General features: G+C 63.2%; 16 protein-coding genes. 7 read left to right on the plus strand and 9 right to left on the minus strand.

Features of this window, described 5'->3' with window-relative positions; all coding sequences use genetic code 11:
- Nucleotides 1-6: 6 nt before the first annotated feature.
- The 7 genes from AC0ZT5_RS18415 to AC0ZT5_RS18445 form a co-directional block, all read right to left on the minus strand.
- A complete protein-coding gene (locus tag AC0ZT5_RS18415; protein ID WP_095199543.1) occupies nucleotides 7-759 on the minus strand; it encodes an SDR family NAD(P)-dependent oxidoreductase in 753 nt (250 codons plus the stop codon).
- A 63-nt stretch (nucleotides 760-822) separates the two neighbouring features.
- Nucleotides 823-3090 carry a transglycosylase domain-containing protein gene (locus AC0ZT5_RS18420; protein WP_488497577.1) on the minus strand — a complete coding sequence of 756 codons (2268 nt, stop codon included), beginning with the start codon at nucleotides 3088-3090 and terminating at the stop codon, nucleotides 823-825.
- 191 nt (nucleotides 3091-3281) lie between these two features.
- Nucleotides 3282-3428 (minus strand): hypothetical protein, encoded by a 147-nt coding sequence (locus AC0ZT5_RS18425; protein WP_013529552.1) that lies wholly within the window; start codon nucleotides 3426-3428, stop codon nucleotides 3282-3284.
- A gap of 25 nt (nucleotides 3429-3453) precedes the next feature.
- Nucleotides 3454-3708 carry a GlsB/YeaQ/YmgE family stress response membrane protein gene (locus AC0ZT5_RS18430; RefSeq protein ID WP_457153965.1) on the minus strand — a complete coding sequence of 85 codons (255 nt, stop codon included), beginning with the start codon at nucleotides 3706-3708 and terminating at the stop codon, nucleotides 3454-3456.
- A gap of 110 nt (nucleotides 3709-3818) precedes the next feature.
- Nucleotides 3819-4022, minus strand: coding sequence for a hypothetical protein (locus AC0ZT5_RS18435; RefSeq protein ID WP_477285609.1), 204 nt, complete (start codon nucleotides 4020-4022; stop codon nucleotides 3819-3821).
- 72 nt (nucleotides 4023-4094) lie between these two features.
- The gene (locus AC0ZT5_RS18440) at nucleotides 4095-4715 is read right to left on the minus strand and encodes a ribonuclease D (protein WP_095084743.1); all 621 of its coding nucleotides are present in this window, start codon (nucleotides 4713-4715) and stop codon (nucleotides 4095-4097) included.
- A 125-nt stretch (nucleotides 4716-4840) separates the two neighbouring features.
- Entirely contained in the window at nucleotides 4841-6226 is a 1386-nt protein-coding gene (locus AC0ZT5_RS18445) for a M20/M25/M40 family metallo-hydrolase (protein ID WP_478353421.1), read from the minus strand.
- A gap of 422 nt (nucleotides 6227-6648) precedes the next feature.
- On the opposite strand from AC0ZT5_RS18445, the gene polA reads away from it, so the two are divergent.
- Together polA and AC0ZT5_RS18455 are read left to right on the plus strand one after the other, a co-directional pair.
- Nucleotides 6649-9606, plus strand: a complete 2958-nt coding sequence (polA, locus tag AC0ZT5_RS18450; RefSeq protein ID WP_488497578.1) for a DNA polymerase I — start codon at nucleotides 6649-6651, stop codon at nucleotides 9604-9606.
- 10 nt (nucleotides 9607-9616) lie between these two features.
- Nucleotides 9617-10237, plus strand: a complete 621-nt coding sequence (locus AC0ZT5_RS18455) for a LysE family translocator (RefSeq protein WP_488497644.1) — start codon at nucleotides 9617-9619, stop codon at nucleotides 10235-10237.
- Here the strand turns inward: AC0ZT5_RS18455 and AC0ZT5_RS18460 are convergent.
- Nucleotides 10234-10638 (minus strand): Fur family transcriptional regulator, encoded by a 405-nt coding sequence (locus tag AC0ZT5_RS18460; protein WP_095084745.1) that lies wholly within the window; start codon nucleotides 10636-10638, stop codon nucleotides 10234-10236. The genes AC0ZT5_RS18455 and AC0ZT5_RS18460 overlap by 4 nt on opposite strands.
- Before the next feature lie 258 nt (nucleotides 10639-10896).
- Here AC0ZT5_RS18460 and AC0ZT5_RS18465 point away from each other — a divergent pair, with 258 nt between their 5' ends.
- From AC0ZT5_RS18465 to amrB, 5 genes are all read left to right on the plus strand, one after another.
- The gene (locus tag AC0ZT5_RS18465) at nucleotides 10897-13101 is read left to right on the plus strand and encodes a caspase family protein (protein WP_488497579.1); all 2205 of its coding nucleotides are present in this window, start codon (nucleotides 10897-10899) and stop codon (nucleotides 13099-13101) included.
- 169 nt (nucleotides 13102-13270) lie between these two features.
- Entirely contained in the window at nucleotides 13271-13594 is a 324-nt protein-coding gene (locus AC0ZT5_RS18470) for a hypothetical protein (RefSeq protein ID WP_488497580.1), read from the plus strand.
- Nucleotides 13591-14301 (plus strand): DUF4760 domain-containing protein, encoded by a 711-nt coding sequence (locus AC0ZT5_RS18475; protein ID WP_488497581.1) that lies wholly within the window; start codon nucleotides 13591-13593, stop codon nucleotides 14299-14301. Before AC0ZT5_RS18470 ends, AC0ZT5_RS18475 begins: the two co-directional genes overlap by 4 nt.
- 2 nt (nucleotides 14302-14303) lie before the next feature.
- Nucleotides 14304-17330: a caspase family protein gene (locus AC0ZT5_RS18480; RefSeq protein ID WP_488497582.1), complete on the plus strand. Its 3027-nt coding sequence runs from the start codon at nucleotides 14304-14306 to the stop codon at nucleotides 17328-17330.
- Between the two features lie 47 nt (nucleotides 17331-17377).
- Nucleotides 17378-19054, plus strand: a complete 1677-nt coding sequence (amrB, locus tag AC0ZT5_RS18485; RefSeq protein ID WP_488497583.1) for an AmmeMemoRadiSam system protein B — start codon at nucleotides 17378-17380, stop codon at nucleotides 19052-19054.
- A 176-nt stretch (nucleotides 19055-19230) separates the two neighbouring features.
- Here the strand turns inward: amrB and AC0ZT5_RS18490 are convergent, their stop codons facing one another.
- Nucleotides 19231-21144 (minus strand): MORN repeat-containing protein, encoded by a 1914-nt coding sequence (locus tag AC0ZT5_RS18490; protein WP_488497584.1) that lies wholly within the window; start codon nucleotides 21142-21144, stop codon nucleotides 19231-19233.
- Nucleotides 21145-21148 lie beyond the last annotated feature (4 nt).

A 21148-nucleotide genomic window follows, 5' to 3' on the forward strand; every position in this document is an offset into this window, starting at 1 on the left:
GGCCGCTCACACGTGCTGGCCGCCATTGATGTGGATTTCCGAGCCGGTCACGTAGGACGCCTGCTGCGAGCACAGGAAGAAGATGATGTCGGCGACCTCCGCCGTGGTGCCGAGCCTTCTCAGCGGTATCGTCTCGACGATCTTGTCCGTGCCCGGCGACAGGATAGCGGTGTCGATCTCGCCCGGCGCAATGGCGTTGACGCGAATGCCGTGCGGGCCGAAATCATGCGCCATCTCGCGCGTCAGTGAGCCGAGAGCCGCCTTCGATGTCGCATAGGCGGTGCCGGCAAAGGGATGCACGCGGGTGCCGGCGATCGAGGTGACGTTGACGATCGAGCCCTTGGCGGCCGCCAATTCCTTGAACAGCCCGCGCGCCAGCATGATCGGCGCAAAGAAATTGACCTGGAACACATCGCGCCAGACATGCATCGGCGTGTCGATCGAGTCCATCCGGCTGTTGCCGTCCTTGAGCTTGGGCGAAATGCCAGCATTGTTGACCAGCGCGTGCAGCTGGCCACCATGCGCTTCCAGCCGGTGGCGGATTTCCGACACGGCGATGCCGACATCCTCCTGGTCGGCGAGATCGACCTTGATGTGGTCTTCCGGCCCGGCCGGCCAGGGGCAATCCTCGGCAAAGGCCTGCCGCGAACAGGTGATGACGCGCCAGCCCTCGCGCGAAAAACGCTTGACCGTGGCGTGGCCGATGCCGCGGCTGGCGCCGGTCAGCACGATGGTTTTTCGGGTGTCGAGTTCAGCCATGTCAGGTCTCCGGACCGGAGATGTAGCCGAACCCTGTCGTGGAGGCGAGAGGCGAGTTGCCGCTCAGCCGCCACCAAGGATATCGAGGATCGAGGTCTGTCGCTTCTTCAGCGGACCGCCGACATTGCCTGGTGGCACCGGATGCTTGATCGACGCGGTGGCGCTGTCATCCTCCGGCATGGCAAGGCCATCGGCATCGACGGTCTGTGCGGGACGCACCGCGCGAACCGGCGCCACCGGCGCAGCCGCCTGCGCGGCCGGCGCCTGCTGGCCAACGGACGCAGGCGGAACCGGCGCCGGCTGGCTGTTACTTGCCGAAGGGATCTCGTCGGGCACGATGGTGTCAGCGGGGGTCGACTTCCAGGTGCCGGGCAGCGGCCGCACCTGCACGCCCTCATGCGCGGCGACCATGAATTCGTGCCAGGCCTGCGCCGGCAGCGCGCCGCCGGTGACCTTCTTCATCGGGCTGCCATCGTCGTTGCCGAACCAGACGCCGGTGGTGAGATTGGCGGTGTAGCCGACGAACCAGGCGTCGCGCGAATTCTGGCTGGTGCCGGTCTTGCCGGCGGACGGCCAGGCGAAGGCCGCTTTCCTGGCGGTGCCGGTCTCGACCGTCCCCGTCATCATCGAGTTCATCATGCCGACGATCTCGGGCTTAACGACGCGTGGCGCGCTGCCGCCGCCGCTGTCGTAAAGCACCTTGCCGTCGACGGTCGTCACGCGGCGGATGAAATGAATGTCGGGCTTGTAGCCGCCATTGGCGAACGGCACGTAGGCCGATGTCAGTTCCAGTGGCGTCACCTCCGAGGTGCCGAGCGCGATCGAGGTGTTGGACTGCAGCTCGGACTGGATCCCCATGCGGTGTGCTGCCTCTACGACGGCGTTCGGCCCGACCTCCATGGTCAGCTGGGCAGCGACCGAATTCAGCGATTTCGCCAGCGCGGTGGCCAGCGTCACCTTGCCGAAATACTTGCCGCCGTAATTGTCGGGCGTCCAGTTGCCGATCTTGATCGGCGCATCGTTGCGCACGCTGTCGGGCGTGCGGCCGGCCTCGAGGGCGGCCATGTAGACAAACGGCTTGAACGCCGAACCCGGCTGGCGGCGTGCTTCCGAGGCGCGATCGAACTGGCTGGTCGAATAGTCGTAGCCGCCGACCATGGCGCGCACGGCGCCGGAATCGTCGATCGACACCAGGGCGCCCTGGGTGACGTTGAGCTTCTTGCCGCTGTCGTCGATCAGCTTGCGGATCGACTGTTCGGCGAGTTTCTGCAGCGTCAGGTCGACGGTGCTGTCGACGATGATGTCACCGCGCACGTCGCCGATCAGGTCAGGCAGCTCTTCCATGATGGTGTCGGCGACGTAATTTTCCGAGCCGGTCCAGTATGACGGCGCGCGCGTCGCTGGCGCACTCATAGCGGAAGTCAGCTCCTTGGCGCTGATCTTGCCCTCGTCGCGCATGGCGGCAAGCACGAGCTGCGAGCGTTCTTCGGCGGCCTTCGGATCGCGCGCCGGCGACAGCCGCGACGGCGCCTTCAACAGGCCGGCAAGCAATGCGGCTTCCGACAGGGTGACGTCGCGCGCGCTCTTGCCGAAATAGCGGCGCGAAGCCGCTTCGACGCCATAGGCGCCGGAACCGAAATAGACCCGGTTGAGGTACATTTCGAGGATCTGGTCCTTGGTGTGCTTGTGCTCCAGCCACAGCGCCAGCAGCACCTCCTGCACCTTGCGCTCCAGCGTGCGGTCGGGCGTCAGGAACAGGTTCTTGGCCAGTTGCTGGGTCAGTGTCGAACCGCCCTGCGAGAAATGCCCGCCAAGCAAATTGGTCACCATCGCGCGCGACAGGCCGATCGGGTCGATGCCGAAATGCGAGTAGAAGCGGCGGTCCTCGATGGCGATGACAGCCTCGGGGATATAGGGCGACATTTCGTGCAGGCCGACGGCCTCGCCGCCGCTCATGCCGCGATTGGCGAGCAGTTGGTCATCGGCAGAAACGATCTTGATGTTGGGGGCGCGGTCGGGGATCGACCAGGTCGTCGCCGCCGGCATCTTGGCGCCGTAATAGACGACGATGCCGGCCACCGCGATGCCGCCCCAGATGGCGAGCACGAAGCACCAGTAGAACAGCCGGCCGAACACGCCGAACACGCCGCGCCGGCTTCTGCCGCGCCCGCCGCGCGACGATTTCCCCTTGGCCGGCTTGCGTTTTGCGGAGGCTTTGCGGTTGCTCGGCACGACGCGATCCTCCTCGTTCACCGAAAGACCCGCCGGGGATTTCGCCTGTGGCGGTCCCTCGAAACTGGGTTCGATGCGACTGTCTCTGCGGTTCGCCATGCGCTGTGCTTGATATCCCCGATGCCTATGGCGTTCGGGTTGAAGAGTAGATGCGGCGATTTAAGGGCGGGTTAAGTCGGGAAAAATCGAAGCAATGTGGATTCAATTGCTTGCGGATCGGTTCCAACGGCATATCAGCGCCGCCCGTTTGCGCAACAAGACGACGGGTCGGCGGCACCGGTCCGATGCCATCAATTCTGCTGGATCGAAATGCCTTTGTCGTCGATCTTGAGCTCGACGCCCTTCGGTTTGGTCTGCTCTCGATAGACATAGATGCCGAGCGCGATGACCACGACGACGAGCGCGCCAATGACGAGATAGAGCGTATTCTGTTTCATGGCGCGCTCTTTCGGTTGTCGAGCGTCAAGCTCGTTTCAGGACCTTGACCAGCACCAAAAGGATGATGGCGCCGATCGTTGCGTGAATGATTGCAGCGAGAACGCCGCCGCCGATGGAAAAGCCGATCCGCGGGAACAACCAGCCGGCGATGAACGCGCCGACGATGCCGACGATGATGTTGCCGATCAGGCCGAAGCCGAAGCCGGACACGATGAGGCCGGCGAGCCAGCCGGCGATGGCACCAATGATGATGAAGACGAGCAGGCTTTCGACACCCATGACGATTTCCTCCGAGCAAGAGGGCGAGCGCGGAGCGGAAAACTCCGAATCGGCCTCGATATCAACGACTTCAGGCTATTCGAAAGCAGCCAGCCTCGCCAGCGGCGCGCTCATTGGTCGTCATCGTCGCTTGCGGCAGGCCGCCAACTGGTCGGCTCGACCTTCTTTTGCGTATGACTGTCGGTGTAGACCCACCAGCCGGCGTCGCGATATTGCGCGATGGATTCGTTGATGACGCCGTCGCTGTCCTTCCAGGTGACGGAGACCTTTGAGCCGTCGGTCGGCGCGGTCGCTATCGGCTTTCTGTCCGCCATGTCATCCCCTTTTGCACCGACCAGACTGAGCCGACAGAACGCGGCGGCCTGCATCCGGTTCCAAGCAGGTCATCAGCTGTGGGCGAAGATATCCTCTTCGTCCCAGCCCATGAGGTCGAGTTTGGCACGCGTCGGCAGGAAGCGGAAGCAGGCATCGGCCTCCTTCGTCCGCCCGTCTCGCGCCAGGCGACCGGCCAGCACATCGCGCAAACGGTGCAAATAGAGCACATCGGAAGCGGCGTATTCGAGCTGTTCGGGCGACAAGGTCTCGGCCGCCCAGTCCGACGACTGCTGCGCCTTGGACAGGCCGACGCCGAGAAGCTCGAAGCAGATGTCCTTCAGCCCGTGCCGGTCAGTGTAGGTGCGCGTCAGCCGCGAGGCGATCTTGGTGCAGAACACCGGCTCGGGCATCACCCCGAACGCATTGTAAAGCACGGCAAGGTCGAAGCGGCCGTAGTGGAACAGCTTGGTCACGCCGCGATTTCTCAGCAGGCTGACGAGGTTCGGCGCTTTCTTCTGGCCCGGCGCGATCTGGATCACGTCGGCCGTGCCGTCGCCCGGCGAGATCTGCACCACGCACAGCCGGTCGCGATGCGGGTTGAGCCCGAGCGTCTCGGTGTCGATGGCCACCGCCCCGACATTGTAGTGCGAAAGGTCGGGCAGGTCATTTTTGTGGAAACGGATGTCGGCCATTGTCTTCTCCGGTCGAGCCTGCGGCATCCCTTGAAGCGCAAGGGGTGCCGCAGCGCTTTTATCTCGTGGCCCGTCCTCGCCGCGATCCGCTGAAAAATCAACAGGAAAACTGGAGTTTCGCCGCCTCAGCGCGTCAACGCCTCCAGAATCCGCGCCCACGAGCGCTGACCCTTGTGGAAGGAGCTGAGCTCGTATTTCTCGTTGGGCGAGTGGATGCGGTCATCGTCGAGGCCGAAGCCGACCAGCAGCGATTCCATGCCGAGATAGGTCTGGAAATCGCCAACGACGGGGATCGAGCCGCCGCCACCGGTCGTCACCGCCGGCTTCGGCCATTCGTCGGACAGCGCGTTCTTGGCCTTGGCCAGGAACGGCGAGTCGTAGGAAAGCTGGATTGCCGGCGAGCCGCCATGCGGGTGGAATTCAACCGAACAGTCGGCCGGAATGCGCTCCCTGACGAATTTCTGGAACGCGGCGCGGATCTTGGCCGGGTCCTGCTTGTGGACGAGCCGGAACGAGACCTTTGCCGAGGCTTCCGCCGCGATCACCGTCTTGAAGCCCTTGCCGGTGTAGCCGCCGATGATGCCGTTGAACTCGGCCGTCGGCCGCGCCCACGTCAGTTCCAGCACCGAGCGGCCCTTCTCACCCGACGGGATCGACAGGCCGACAGGTCCGAGGAACATCTCGGCCGTCTCGCCAAGCGTCTCCCATGATTTCAGGATCTGCGACGGCGTTTCCTCGACGCCATCATAGAAGCCTGGAATGGTGATGTGGCCGTCCTTGTCGTGGATATCAGCCAAAACCTTGGCCAGGATGCGGATCGGGTTGGCGGCGGCACCGCCATAGAGGCCGGAATGCAGGTCGCGATCGGCGGCCTTCACCGTGATCTCTTCACCGACCATTCCGCGCAGCCCGACGCAGATCGACGGCGTGTCGCGGTCCCACATGCTGGTATCGCAGACCAGCGCGAAATCGGCCTTCAGCTCGTCGGCATTGGCTTCGAGGAACGGTTTCAGCGACGGTGAGCCGGATTCCTCCTCGCCCTCGAACAGGATGGTGATGCGGCACGGCAAATTGCCATGCACCTGCTTCCAGGCCCGGCAAGCCTCGACGAAGGTCATCAACTGGCCCTTGTCGTCGGCCGAACCACGCCCGGTGATCACCTTTCGGCCGGGCTCGATTTCCTTGACCGCGGGCGAAAACGGATCGCTTTCCCACAATTCGATCGGATCGACCGGCTGCACGTCGTAGTGGCCGTAGAACAGCACATGCGGCGAGCCGGCTGGTCCATCATGATGCGCAACGACCATCGGGTATCCGGGCGTGTCGCGCACGCTGGCGTCGAAACCGATCAGCTTGAGCTCTGCCACCAGCCATTCCGCCGCCTTGCGGCAGTCGGCGCCATAGGCCGGATCGGTGGAGATTGACTTGATCCTGAGCAGGCCGAACAGGCGCTCAAGGCTCTGGTCGAGATTCTTGTCGAGGCGATCGAGAACGGGGGAAACTGCGGACATTTGTGAAGCCTTTCGATTCAGTGCCGGGACCGTAAAGGCAGACTGGGCGAACGAAAAGCCCGGGACGATTGGACCAAGGCGCGCAAATGCCTCGCGAACGACAAAAAAAGACCGCCGTGGTGGAGGGGGAACCACGGCGGCCTTCTACTCGAAACGATGCGGCAGCCCGGAGAGGGGGGATAGGCTGCCGCAGGTGTCCGGGATAGGCGGGGGACGGGCCTTGCTCCGGACTTCGGCGAAAACTGCCGATGACGTTTATTTGGGTCTTTGAACGTGGCGATTCAAGGGCATGAAAATTACACTTTTGTAACATGGGCGTGAGCAGGCCGGCCGCTGCCATTCTGTCAGGGTGTTGCCGGAACCGGTGGGTGCCGGCGCCTTTGGCATGGACCGCAGCATCGAGCCGCGCTATCCCTGCCGACATGAAAAAAGGCGATCATCTCTTCCTTATCGACGGCTCCGGTTACATCTTCCGTGCCTATCATGCACTGCCACCGCTGACCCGCAAATCCGACGGCCTGCCGGTCGGCGCCGTTTCCGGCTTCTGCAACATGCTGTGGAAGCTGATGCTGGATGCCCGCAACACGGATGTAGGCATTGTGCCCACGCATTTCGCCGTTATTTTCGATTATTCCTCGAAAACCTTCCGCAACGATCTCTACCCCGAATACAAGGCCAACCGCTCGGCGCCGCCGGAAGACCTGATCCCGCAATTCGGCCTGATCCGCCAGGCGACCAGGGCGTTCAACCTGCCTTGCATCGAGATCGAAGGCTACGAGGCCGACGACCTGATCGCCACTTATGCCAGGCTGGCTTGCGAAGCAGGCGGCGACACCACCATCATCTCCTCCGACAAGGACCTGATGCAGTTGGTCGGCGCCACGGTCGGCATGTACGACCCGATGAAGGACCGCCATATCGGCATTCCGGAAGTCATCGAGAAATGGGGTGTGCCGCCGGAAAAGATGGTCGACCTGCAGGCGCTGACGGGTGATTCCGTCGACAATGTGCCCGGCGTGCCCGGCATCGGGCCGAAGACGGCGGCGCAACTGCTGGAGCAGTTTGGCGACCTCGACGGGCTGCTGGCCCGCGCCGGCGAGATCAAGCAGGACAAAAGGCGCGAATCGATCATCGCCAACGCAGACAAGGCGCGCATTTCACGCCAGTTGGTGACGCTGAAGGCCGACGTTCCGGTGGCAGAGGGTCTGGACGACTTCATCCTGCACGCGCCGGACGGACCGAAGCTGATCGGCTTCCTCAAGACCATGGAATTCACCTCGCTGACCCGCCGCGTGGCGGAAGCAACCGGCACCGAGGCCGGCGACGTCCAGGCCGTCGCGGTGACCGTCGAGCGTGCCGACGCCGCGCATGGCCCCGATGTCGGCGCGGGAACTTCCAGCGTTGTCCGACCTGCCAGGGCCGGCGAAGACGGCGCGGCGGACCAGGCCCCGGGCGCCGACAAACCCATCAGCGGCGACACCCCTTCCCTGCTCGCCGCACTGCGGTTGGAGAGCGCCGCCACCCGCAAGATCGAAACGTCAGCCTATCATTGCATCCGCGATGTCGCGACCTTGAAAGCCTGGGTCGCCGAGGCAACCGAGACCGGACTTGCTGCTTTCGACGTGAGGGCGACGTCGGCTGATCCGATGCAGGCCGAGTTGATCGGCATGTCCATCGCCACGGCGCCCGGCCGCGCCGCCTACATTCCTTTTGCCCACAAGAGCGGCAACGGTGATCTGCTCGGGGGCGGCGCGGTCGAAAACCAGATCCAGCTTCGCGTGGCGCTGGCCGTGCTGAAACCGCTGCTGGAGGACAAGTCGGTTCTCAAGATCGCACAGAACCTGAAATACGATCTGGTCATCATGAGCCGCTACGGCATCGATGTCGCGCCTTTTGACGACACCATGCTGATCTCCTATGTGCTCGATGCCGGCACCCCTCATGGTCACGGCATGGACTCGCTTGCCGAGAAATGGCTTGGCCACACCCCTCTCCAGCTCAAGGACGTTACCGGTTCCGGCAAAAGCTCCGTCGGTTTCGATCAGGTCGACATCGACAGGGCGACCGCTCATGCCGCCGAAGACGCCGATATGACGATGCGGCTCTGGCTGGTGCTGAAGCCGCGGCTTGCCGCCAAAGGCCTGGTGTCGGTTTATGAACGGCTGGAGCGGCCGCTGGTGCCTGTGCTGGCGCGTATGGAACAGCGCGGCATCTCCGTCGACCGGCAGATCCTGTCGCGGCTCTCGGGCGAACTGGCGCAGGGCGCCGCTCGCCTCGAAGAGGAAATCTATCAGCTCATCGGCGAACGCATCAACATCGGCTCGCCAAAACAGCTTGGCGACATCCTGTTCGGCCGCATGGGTCTGCCCGGGGGTTCGAAAACCAAGACCGGGCAATGGTCGACCTCAGCGCAGCTTCTCGAAGACCTCGCCGCCGAAGGCCATGAACTGCCGCGCAAGATCGTCGACTGGCGCCAGCTGACCAAGCTGAAATCGACCTACACCGATGCGCTGCCGGGCTTCATCCATCCGGACACCAAGCGCGTCCACACTTCCTACGCACTGGCGGCGACGACGACGGGCCGGCTGTCGTCATCCGATCCGAACCTGCAGAACATTCCGGTGCGCACCGCCGAAGGCCGCAAGATCAGGACCGCTTTCATCGCCGACAAGGGCAACCGGCTGGTCTCGGCCGACTATAGCCAGATCGAGCTGCGGGTGCTCGCCCACGTCGCCGAAATCCCGCAACTGCGACAGGCCTTCGCCGATGGCGCCGACATTCACGCCATCACCGCATCGGAAATGTTCAACGTGCCCGTGGAGGGCATGCCTTCGGAAGTTCGCCGTCGCGCCAAGGCGATCAATTTCGGCATCATCTATGGCATTTCCGCCTTCGGCCTCGCCAACCAGCTGTCGATCCCGCGCGAGGAAGCGAGCAACTACATCAAGAAGTATTTCGAGCGCTTCCCCGGCATCCGCGACTACATCGAGGAGACCAAGGCCTATGCCCGCGAGCACGGCTTCGTCGAAACGATCTTCGGCCGCCGCATCCACTATCCTGACATCCGATCCTCCAATCCCTCGGTCCGCGCGTTCAACGAGCGCGCCTCGATCAACGCCCGCTTGCAAGGCACCGCCGCCGACATCATCCGCCGTGCCATGGTGCGCATGGACGAGGCGTTGGAGAAGGCCAAGCTGTCGGCCCGCATGCTGCTGCAGGTGCATGACGAGCTGATCTTCGAGACGGTCGAGGCGGAAGTCGAGGCGACGATCCCCGTCGTGCGTCACATCATGGAAAACGCGGCGATGCCGGCGGTGTCGATGTCGGTGCCGCTGCATGTCGACGCCCGCGCCGCCAACAACTGGGACGAGGCCCATTGAAGTGAGCGAAATGCTGCCGTTTTCAACGGCCACATTCCTCTCTTTCGCGCTGGCGTCGATGCTGATCGAACTGACGCCAGGCCCCAACATGACTTATCTGGCGCTGGTTTCGGCGAGCCACGGCCGCAGCGCGGGCTTCGCCACCGTGGCGGGCATCGCGTCGGGTCTGGCGGCCATTGGCGGCATCGCCGCCTTGGGCGTCGCCGAAGTGATTCAGGCGTCGCCCTTGCTCTACGAGGGTCTCCGCTGGGCAGGCATTCTGTTCCTGCTTTATCTCGCTTGGGAAGGTTGGACCGCTGGAACCGATGTGGTTTCGAACAATGGCAATCCGGGTGGGAAGTATTTCTGGCGCGGATTTGTCACCAATCTCCTCAATCCGAAGGCGGCGATTTTCTATGTCGCCGTGCTGCCCACCTTCGTCGAGGCCGGACGGCCGATACTTGCGCAGACTGTCCTGCTTATCCTGACCTATGTAGCCATCGCGACAGCCATCCATGGACTGATCGTCGTGTTGGCGGGAGCGCTGCAGCCATTCCTCGACGATCCACGACTGGAGCGAACCAGCCGACGGCTGCTTTCGGCCTTGCTGGCGCTCGTTGCGTTCTGGTTTGCCTGGTCGACCGCGCGTTAGGCCGCTTCAGCCAAACACTTCGCACACGTCCCGCGAAATTCGATCACCGCCTTCTTGGCGGCGAAGCCGGTCGAGCGCACCCATTCGTCCAGCCGGTGGTCGACATCGTGATCCGACATTTCGGTGACCTGCCCGCAGGTGTCGCAGATGGCGAAGGCGGTCATCGAATGGCTGTGGTCATGCGGCTCGGCGCAAGCGACGAAGGAGTTGATGCTTTCGAGCCGATGCACGAAGCCGGACTTCACCAGCGTGTCGAGTGCCCGGTAGACCTGCAGCGGCGCGCGAAAACCGCGCTCGCGCAGTTGGTCGAGCAAGGTGTAGGCGCTGAGCGGCCCACTGGCGGCCTCGAGTTTTTCGAGCACGCACAGCTGGTTCTTCGTCAGCACATCCCTTGCCGCCATGATCCTGTTTCCAACCTGTCTTGCGTCGATTGCGCATCATTTCCGCACGCAAACGATCCCTGTCCATCAGATAGCGACGAACAGGTATTTTTGCTACTGTTTCCAACATCTCTGCCCCGGAAGGCTGTCGAGAAGCCTATCGTCGACCGGGGCAGGGTAACAGGCAGGTTGCTCTGCGATGCGACATTCAAAATACTGACAAGATCTTCGGCAAGGGTTGCCGCGCTTGGGAAATTCGATCGGGCTTGGGAAGCAATCATGATCAAATTGACGCGGCGGACGCTGCTGGTCGGCACGTCCGCGCTGACGATGGCTGGCATGGTGTCGTTCAGGGCCATGGCTGCATCGCGCACTTACCATGCGCTGCTGGTCGCCTGCACCGAATATCCGAACTTGCCACAGAGGAACTGGCTGATCGGACCGAAGAACGATGCCGGCCTCGTCCACGAGTACCTGTTGAAGAACGTGCCCGATCCGGTGCGGTTCGCGCCGGAGAATGTCACGTTGTTGGCCAAGGACGTCCCGGGCGCCAATGGTTTGCCGACCCATGCCGCTATCAAGGCCGCCCTGGCCGACCTCGCCGCCAAGGTGCAGCGCGACGATTTCGTCTATCTGCACCTGTCCGGCCACGGCGCACAGCAACCGGAGAGGGTCAAGGGCGACGAGACCGACGGTCTCGACGAGATTTTCCTGCCCGTCGACATCGACAAATGGATCAATCGTGATGCCGGTGTGCCGAATGCGCTGCTCGACGACGAAATCGGTGCCGCGCTCGACGCCATCCGCAACAAGGGCGCCTTCGTCTGGGTCGTGTTCGACTGCTGCCATTCCGGCACCGCGACCCGTGCCGTCGAGGTCGACGACGAAATGGAGCGCAAGGTCGAGTTCGCCGACCTGGTCGGCGGCAGCGAAGCCGAGCGGGCCGCGGCGATCAAGGCCTACAACGAGGTGACATCCGCGGCCGGCTCGCGCGGCGTCGACGACAGCGGCACGCGCAAGCCCGCCTTCAACCTGACCCCGACCGGCGGCGAACCGATCGCCAAGGGCAAGCTGGTCGCATTCTATGCCGCGCAGACGGTGGAGACGACGCCGGAGATGCCGCTGCCCAAGGGCACGACGGATGCACCCCGGTTCGGCCTGTTTACCTTCACCATCCTGTCGAAACTGGCCGAGAACCCGAACGTCACCTATCGCCAGCTCGGCCAGGCCGTGCTGCAGCAATATTCGGCCGACAGCCGCACGCGCCCGACACCGCTGTTCGAGGGCGAACTCGACGCCCGCGTGTTCGGCACCGACAAGACGGACGCGGTCATGCAATGGCCCGTGGTCATCAAGGACGGCGAAGCGACGATCGGCGCCGGCCTGCTGCATCGCCTCACCCCCGGCAGCAAGCTCGCCATCCTGCCGTCAGCGCTGTCGCAGCTTTCCGACACTGTCGGCTATCTCGAGGTGCAGTCAGCCAGGAACCTGGAGAGCCGGGTCAAGCCAGTCGAATTCGACAAAAAGCCGGCGCTGAAGCTCGCCGATATTCCCGCCAACGCCTATGCGCGGGTGGCCGAGATCGCCGTCGACTACAAGCTCGCCGTAGCGCGGCCGGCGGCGACCAAGGGACTGGAGAAGGAAACCGCTCTGGTCAATTCGGTTCTCGATGAGTTGGCTACGGCCAAGGAAACCGGCTTCAATATCGAACTGGTCGACCCCGGCAAGAGCGCCGAGCTTCGCTTTGCAGTAATGCGCGAGAATGCCATTGCCGGCGCTGCCAAGGACGCGACCGACAAGCCGGCGCTGTGGTTCCTGCCGGCCTCGGGCGACGTGACCTTGAAGGACGGCGGCAAGCCGCCGCTGATCATCATTCACATGGATGACCGGAAAAAGCTGGTCGAGGCGACGACCAGAAATCTGCGCACTATCTTCCGTGCCACCGGGCTGTCGCGGCTGGCGGCGGCTTCCGACTACAAGCCGGAGGACGTCGACGTCCAGTTCCAGGTCAAACGCCGTGGCAAGGACGGCCTCGAGCCGTTGCAGGCTTCCGTCGTTCCCCGCGTCTCGCCGGGCGACGAAGTGCATGTGCTGGCAAGGAACGGCTCTGATCTGCTGGTCGACATCAACGTGCTCTATGTCGGCAGCGACTGTTCGATCACCCACATCGTCGCCGAGCGCCTGGCGCCGCAAGCCACGCTCGAAGAGGGGCTGCTGGCCTTCACCGACACCAGCTTCGGCATGGAAAGGATGATCGCGGTTTTGACCGAGGCGCCGCCGGAAAGCGAGAAGGAGGATCTGAGCTTCCTGGCGCAGGACGGCGTTGCGTCCATGACGCGCGGGCTGGGCCCTGCCAGCTTCTCCGACATGCTGACCGATATCGGCATGGCGCCGGCAACCCGCTCGGTGATGCGGCTTGCCGACAAGAGCGGCCCGAAGGGCGCGGTCATGATCTTCCCGATGGAGACGGTGCCACGCGCCTGACCGAATGCCGGCACAGGGGCCGGGCCGGCTCTTGCGCGATCGGCGCGATATGAGAACATTCCCGGCCGGCGCAATGGCGCATGACGGCCGGATCAAGCGGATAGGATCGATTGTGAAGAATTCTATGTTTTCCTGGCGTGGAGCGGTGGCCGGCCTTGCCGGAAGCCTGTTGCTGATCGCCAATGCTTCGGCGGATGAGGCCTGCGGCCTTTGTGCCAAGCAGATCGTCACCAATTCGGAACTGGCGACCTGTTTTCTCGATCAGTACGATCAGATCGCCAAAAGCGGCAACGGCGCGGTCGTGGTCGACCTTAGTGGCTGCGCCTCGCGCGGCGTGGTCGAAGCGCTGCCGTCACCGAACAAGGGAGCGGCGGAGCCCGATGTGCAGTTCATGATTTCGCGCCTGCAGCTGCAATGCCTGAAAAAGAAGCTGGAGGCGCCCGGCATCGTACTGGATCCCTCCGCCGTCATCGAACTGGACAGCTGCCAATGAAAAAACCGGCGGCCAACACCAGGCAAACGGCAGCTGCCGCCGCCCCCGCAAAGGCGTCGGCCACGAAGCCGGCTTTGCCGGAAACCACCGAGGGTTTTCCCTGGCCGAGTAGCCACGAGATCAAGAAGGAAGCGAACCCGTTCACCGACCGCGACTGGCGCATGCTGATCTATGCCTGGTCGGGCCTGCTGGTGCGTCTGGCCATCATCTTCACCTTGATGTTCTCGATCTACCAGTTCCTCGCCAACCAGGAGCAGAAGCGCGTCGAGCAGACCATGTCGCTGGTTGAGCTCTGGGAAACCAAGGACTACCAGCAGGCTCAGCGCGCGCTGAAAGATCGTCTTGCGGCCCTCAACGCCAAATACGACAATCTGCTCAGCGCCAATCCCTCGCCGACCGAGGAGCAGGTGTTCCGGCAGCGGATCGGCATCGAGGCGATGACCGCCAGCGGTGGCGACATGCCACTCGCCGATTTCAGCGAGAATTTCGACCGCATCGTCTATTTCCTCAACCGCCTGTCCTTCTGCATCGACGGCGACCTGTGTTCGCGCAGAGTGACCGACGCTTATTTTCGTGACTATGCCGTCTCGTTCTGGAGTTATTTTGCCGGCTATGTCGACAAGCAGCGCAAGACTGGTTCACCCACTTTCGCCACGGCGATCGAGGCTTATGTGCGCAATGGGCAACCCGCGGCCGAAGTCAAATAGCGATGGGAGAAGCAGCCCGCCGCCTTATGCGTGCCTGCTGCTGGCTGGCCATGGCCGGTGCGCTTGCTATCGCATCGGCTGCTCGCGCCGAAGAGGCGGCTGACTTCCACCTCGATCTTGACACTGGCGGTCACAGTGCGCAGGTCACCGACCTCGCCTTCACGCCCGATGGCGATGACATCGTCTCGGCATCGAACGACAAGACCATCCGCATCTGGGACTGGCAGAGCGGGGTGACGCTGCGCACCATTCGCGGCTATCTCGGCAATGGCAGCGACGGCAAGATCTTCGCGGTCGCGGTCTCGCCGGATGGCAAGACGATCGCGGCCGGCGGCTATTTCGGCGCCAGCCTCGGCGACAAGCCACCCTATGGCGACATCCGGCTGTTCGACTTCGCCACCGGCAAGATGAAGGCGGTGCTCAAGGCCGCCGATTACGCAACCTACGACCTCGCCTTCTCTCCCGACGGCAAAACCCTAGCTGCCGGGGGCGCCGACGGTGTCGTCTATCTCTGGCGGCTGGACGACAAATCCGCGACCGGCTGGGCGCTGGACAAGAAGCTCGATGCCGATTCCTGGCACATCGACAAGCTCGCCTTCGCCGCCACGGGGACTAGGCTGGCGGCGACCACCACCGACAACGGCATCCGGCTCTGGGACGTCGCGAAGGGTGAGGAGATCACCTTGCCGACCGAAGCCGAGCCGCTGAGGGATATCAGTGTCATGACGCTGGCGGTGTCGCAGGATGGCAGCCTGTTTGCCACGGGCAGCAAGGACGGGCAGGTGCAACTTTGGCACGCAGCCGACGGCACGCTGCTGCACGCCATGCCGAAGCAGGATTTCCTCATCGGCTCCCTGACCTTTGCCAAGGGGTCGCGGCTGGTCGCCTCCTGCGGCTATCGCTGCGCCGACAAGCACCGCTCCATCATCTGGAACACCGACACCGGCGAGAAGGTGCTCGACTATACCGGCCATGACGGCACGGTCTATGCCAGCACCGCCAATGCCGATGGCTCGCTGGTGGCAACCGCCGGCGGCACGCGCAACGCCATCCAGGTCTGGGATCCCGCAACCGGCGAGCGCAAGGCCCTGCTGCAGGGAGTGGGTGAGCCGGTGACCGCCGTCGGGATCGACCTGGCGAATGACGTCATCGCCTGGGGCAATGCCAACCCTTGCCCCGAGCGCGTGTCCTGTCCGGAGGAACAAGGCGCACTGGACAACAGCCTGGTGCTGCCGACCACCGAGCGTTTCTTCGACGACCCGCAGCCGCTGGTAGAGTCGGGCTCGTTTGCCCGCGCCGCGTTGACAGACGGCCAGTGGTCGCTGCGCGCCAGGGAAGGAGGCAAGGACGCGCTGGAGAACGCGGTGCTGGAGATCGCCAATGGGAGCAATGTGGTACGCAGCATCGAGAACGATGCTACTGATGGCTTTGTACATTCGGCCTTCACCCTGATCGACAATGGCCTTGGCCTGATCACCGGCGGCAATGACGGCACGCTGCTCGAATATCGGACCGCGACAGCGAGAATGTCGGGCGAATTCACCGGCCACACCGGCGAAATCAACGCCTTGGTTGCCTCGGAAAAAGCCGGCCTGCTGGTCACCGGCAGTGCCGACCAGACGCTCAGGCTGTGGAACCTGAAGACGCACGAGCTGATCGTGTCGATGTTCTTCGCCGGCTCGCAATGGATCGCGTGGATGCCGCAGGGCTACTATTATTCCTCCGACGAGGGCGACAAGCTGATCGGCTGGCAGGTCAACCAGGGCCGCGACCATGAAGGCCGCTTCATCCGCGCCGGCCAATTGAAGAAATATCTCTGGAGCCCGGAGATGGTTCGTCGCGCGATCATCCTGCACAGCGCCAAACAGGCGGTCAAAGAGATGCGGCCAGGCGTCGACAACGAGCTGCAAAAGCTGCTGCAGCGCAAGCCGCCGGAATTCGAGATCCGCCTCGCCGCCGACCAGAGCAAGGTGCGTGACGGTTATGTCGTGGTCGAGATCACCGGTGCGGGGCAAGCCGGGACCGATGTCGCCGGCTTCTCGATCATGTCGAACAGCCGCAATGTCGGCGACGTCACCGCCCGGTCGTTGGACGGCAACAACACCATCGTCGAGATACCGGTCGAGAATGGCGAAAACACCATCCGCATCACCGGCACCAACGAATTCGGTTATCTGACCGAACGCAGCGTAACGGCGCTGGCAAGGAAGACCGAGAAGGCCGAGGCCAAGGGCAAGCTCTATGTCGCGGTCATCGGTGTCGACAGATATCCGTTCCTGACCGACGCCTGTTCGGGCCACGCCTGCGACCTGCGCTACCCCGTCGATGATGCCACCGAATTTCTCAAGGTGATTTCGCAGAAATCGGCGCCGCTGTTCTCATCGATGGAGACGCTGGTTCTCGTCAACCGTGAAGCGCTCGACGAGACCCCCGACAAGGCCAGGCAGACCTATTCGATCGCCAGCGCCGACGGCATCATGGAGCCCGACTCCGATACGATCGACGACCAGCTCGCCGATTTCCTCGACAGACCGGGCGAGCACGACACCACCATCATCTTCGTCGCCGGCCATGGCATCAACATCGACGAGGACTATTATTTCATCCCGACCGACGGCCGCAAACAGGATGCCGAGCGCTGGAAGCGCTCCTCGCTTGTTGACTGGTCGGACATCCAGAAATCGGTCGAGCGGGCCAAGGGCATGCGCTTCATGCTGCTCGACACCTGCCATGCCGCCAACGCCTTCAACCCGCGCCTGGAAAAGGACGCGCAGGATGCGCGCATTGTCGTGTTTTCGGCCACCGCCGCCAACAACACCGCCGCCGAACTGCCCGAACTTGGCCATGGCGTCTTCACCTATTCGATCCTCGAAGGCCTGCGCGGCAAGGCCAGGACGTCGGACGGCGGCGTTACGCTGTTCGGCCTTGCCGACTACATTTCACGCGAGGTGGTGCGGCTGACGTCATCGAAGCAGAAGCCGTTCTACTATGTCGGCGGCGTGGAGAACATCGTGCTCGCCGAGCCATGAGGGGATTAGGTCTGCGCCAAGACATGTGCCGACTTATGGCCAAGTGGTTGGCTGTATTCGTCGCAATGCTGTCGTCCCTCCTGCCCCTTCACGCCGCTGCCGCGCCCATAATTTGCCCGCCCGGCGCCAATAACTTCCCGCCCTTCTACGACGACGCCAAAGTGTTCAAGGATGCCATCGCAAACATGGCCGATATCGAGCCATCAAACCAGCGGCTGACCGGCATCACCGTCCCGCATCATCTTCTGGCCGCAGATCTGGTTGCGCTGGGTTTCCGGGCGGCGTCCGGCTTCCGCTACAAGCGCATCGTCATCCTGTCGCCGGACCATTTCCACAAGACTCACAAACTGTACGCCACCACGCTGCACGGCTTCGATACCGTGCTTGGCCCGGTCGCCGCCGACGTACAAGCGGTGCGCCAGCTCGAAACGCACGGCGACATGGTCGAGGAGTCCTGCCTGTTCGACAAGGAACATGGCGTGCGCGCCATGCTGCCGTTCCTGCGCCATTACTTTCCCGAGGCGAAAATCGTGCCGGTGGCGATGTCGGTCAAGGCGCGGCGCGGTGATTGGGACACGCTGGCCGAGGCTCTGAAGCCGATCGTCGACCAGGACACGCTGATCGTCGAATCCACCGACTTCTCGCACTATCTGCCGCAGCACGACGCACGGCGCTTCGACCAGCAGACGCTGAACATGCTGGCCGCCGGGTCGCTCAATGGCATAGCGGCGCTTCGCCAGCCCGCTCACGCCGATTCCGTTGGTGCGCTTTACATCCAGACCAGGCTGCAGCGCGAACTGTTCGGCGCCCAGCCGCTGGTCGTCGCCAACGAGAACTCGCAGGAACACACGCCGGACTATGTCGAGCGGACCACCAGCTATGTCGTGGCGCTATTCGGTGCCTTCGCTCCCGGTTTCAACAACCCGGCACGGCCAAAGGACAGGATCTACTATCTGGCCGGCGACGTGAATTTCGGCCGCGCCATGAAGAAGATATTGGTCCGCGACGGCGTTGCCGACCGGATCGTTGACAGCGTTTTGGCCCTCACCGGTTCACGGCCGCTGTTCGTCAACCTCGAAGGCGTCATCTTGCCCAACGTGCCGGAAGCGATCGACGACATGACGCTGGCGATGCCGCAAGACCTGGCTGTCGACATGCTGAAGAGGCTGCATATCGCCGGTGTCGGGCTCGCCAACAATCACGCCTATGATCTCGGCCTGTCAGGCTATGCCGAGACGCTGCGCGCGCTAGACGATGCCGGCATCCGGCATTTCGGCCAGGGTGAAACGCTGGCGCTTGCAGATCTCGACCTTGTCGGCCTGACCGACATCGACACCAACGGCTCGAAGAACACCGATCTGCTGACGCCTGCCCTGCTTGACCGGCTGCTGCACCAGAACGCCGAGCGGCCGGTGGTCGCCTTCGTTCACTGGGGCCGCGAGTACAAGACCGAACCGTCGGCGCGCGAGAACATGCTTGCCGATCAGATGCGGCTGCGTGGGATCTCGGCCATCGTCGGCGGCCATCCACATGTGTCGAGCGAGGCGATCGTTCCGCTTGCCGGCGGCGATGTGGCGGAGGTCTATTCGCTCGGCAATTTCCTCTTCGACCAGAGCGCCGAGCGATCGTCGGGATCGATGCTGGAACTGCGCGTCTTTGCCCATGGCACGATCTTCACGAGGCTTTTGCCGCTGCCCAACTATTTCGAGATGGGCCGCGAATAGGTGCGCCAGGGTGTGTTGAGATTCCGGTCAGGCCGAGCCGGAGTCGAAGACGGGCGCGAAGCGACCAAACAAGGTAGGTTCCGAGAACCGGAGCGGAGCGTACTTAAAGTACGTGAGCACCGGAAGCGCAGGAAGCTGCCGTTTGCACGCCGGCATCACCTGAATATCAATGCACCCTAACCGCAGCCGACCATGTCGCGTGGCAGATAACAGGCCGCCGGCTCGGTCTTGGTCTCGAACAGCGACTGCTTCGGCCGAAAATAAAAGAAGGTCACCGGCTTGCTCTCGCGCACGCTGCCATCGGCAAAATGCGCGGCGATGCTGAAGCTATGGATCGACGACATCGACGACCACATCTTCAGCCGCGCCGTGTAGGCGCTGATCTTCTTGTTGCCGCGCACCGGCATGGCGATGGTGTAGTCATGCTTGCCGATCGGGAATTCGATGTTCTGGTAGCGCATCGCTTCCGGCGTGCCACCGCCGCCATCGCCGCATTCGGCCATCGCTTCCGGGGTCTCGAAAACCGCCATGGTGATAGAGGTGCGGAACGGCTCGCTCTGCTGGTAGACATGACCTTCGTCGTCCGACCAGGAATAGTCGAACTTGCCGATCGCATTCAGCGTCATCGCCTGTTGCATGGTGCCGAGATAGTCGGCGACCTCGCCGAACTTGATCTTGTTGGTGAGCTGGCTGCGGCAGACATTGAGACTGTCCACAGAAGGACAGGGAAACCGCCCCGTCTCCAGGCTGGCCGTGTCGACGCCGGCCTCTGCGAGCACGCTCTTGATCGACACGTCGACGCCCTCGCCGAAACTGCCGACGTCCTTGCTGAACATGCGGCTGGGATCACCTGTTGGATTGCCTTCGTCGTCGACCGTGGTGAACTGGATCGACATTTTCATGTCCTTGGGCTCACCCCAGCCATTGTTGATGATCGAGAAATCCGGGCGGAAGCCGACGCAGCCGAAATGCTCCGAGATCGACAGCATCGGCTTGCGATAGGCATCGCTGGCGGCGACCTTCATTTCCAGACTGTCGAGCTTGACCCTGGACTGGTCCGATGTCTTCAGGTCGACCTCGGCAAAGGCCGGCGCGTCCTCCCAGTTCATACCTTCATAGACATTGCTGGTGGTGACCTGGCCGGTGCCGTTCCAGCCGTCATTGTACTGGTCCGACAGCGGATAGATCGCGATATCCGCGTCGCGCACCAGATGCTGGTACTGCATATCGGATTGCTGAGTCATGCGCTGGTCGACGGCGACGCCGATCTCGACCTTGTCAGCATCGCGGCCACCGGTCTGCGCCTTGAGCAGCCCGCCGACCCTGGCATCGGCCAGCACGTCGGGGCGCGTTCCGCCGACCTCCTTGCCCATCGCCCATTGCGACTGGTAGATGGTGCCTCCGGCAAGTCGCGTGCGGCCCTTGCCGTTCTTCAACCCGTCGATAAATGAGCCGGCAAAAATCTCCCCGGTCCTCGATAGCAGCCGCCCCTCGCCATTCGGGATGCCGGCGACGAACTGACCTTCATAGCGGTTGCCGTCGGCGTCGACATGAATGCCCTTGCCGTTGAGTTGCCCGGCAAGCCAATGCCCGTCGAAAACCTCGCCCGAGCGCAGCTCGAGCCGGCCTTGCCCGTCGGGTCGACCATTGCGGATATCACCGAAATAGCTGGAATAGATGGTTTTGGGATCATAGCTCGCCGAGCCGCGCACCCGCCACACCAGCCTGCCCTTGCCGGTGATGGTGCCGTCGTCGGCGATCGTCCGGTCGGGCGACTGGCCCGCCGCCGGCTCCCAGACGAAGTCGAGATTCTTCTCAGGATGGAAATCCCAAGCCCGGACCATCCTGCGCAGCACTGAGCGCGTGTCTGCCTGGTAGAGGATCTGTACCCGTTCCGCCCAGGCGCCGCCGTCAGGACCGGTCGCCGGATCAGCGAAGCACGGTGATAGCATCACCGCGGCCAGCATCGATGCGGCCGCGATCCCGAACACTGCTCTTGCCCGCGCCATCCCTTGAGCCCCTTTGGATGCCAACCCCTTGGCCCCCTTGAGCGTAGTCGGCGAGCCGGCCTCGTGCAAGAGAAGCCGCATGGAA

Source organism: Mesorhizobium sp. CNPSo 4670, assembly GCF_057784235.1.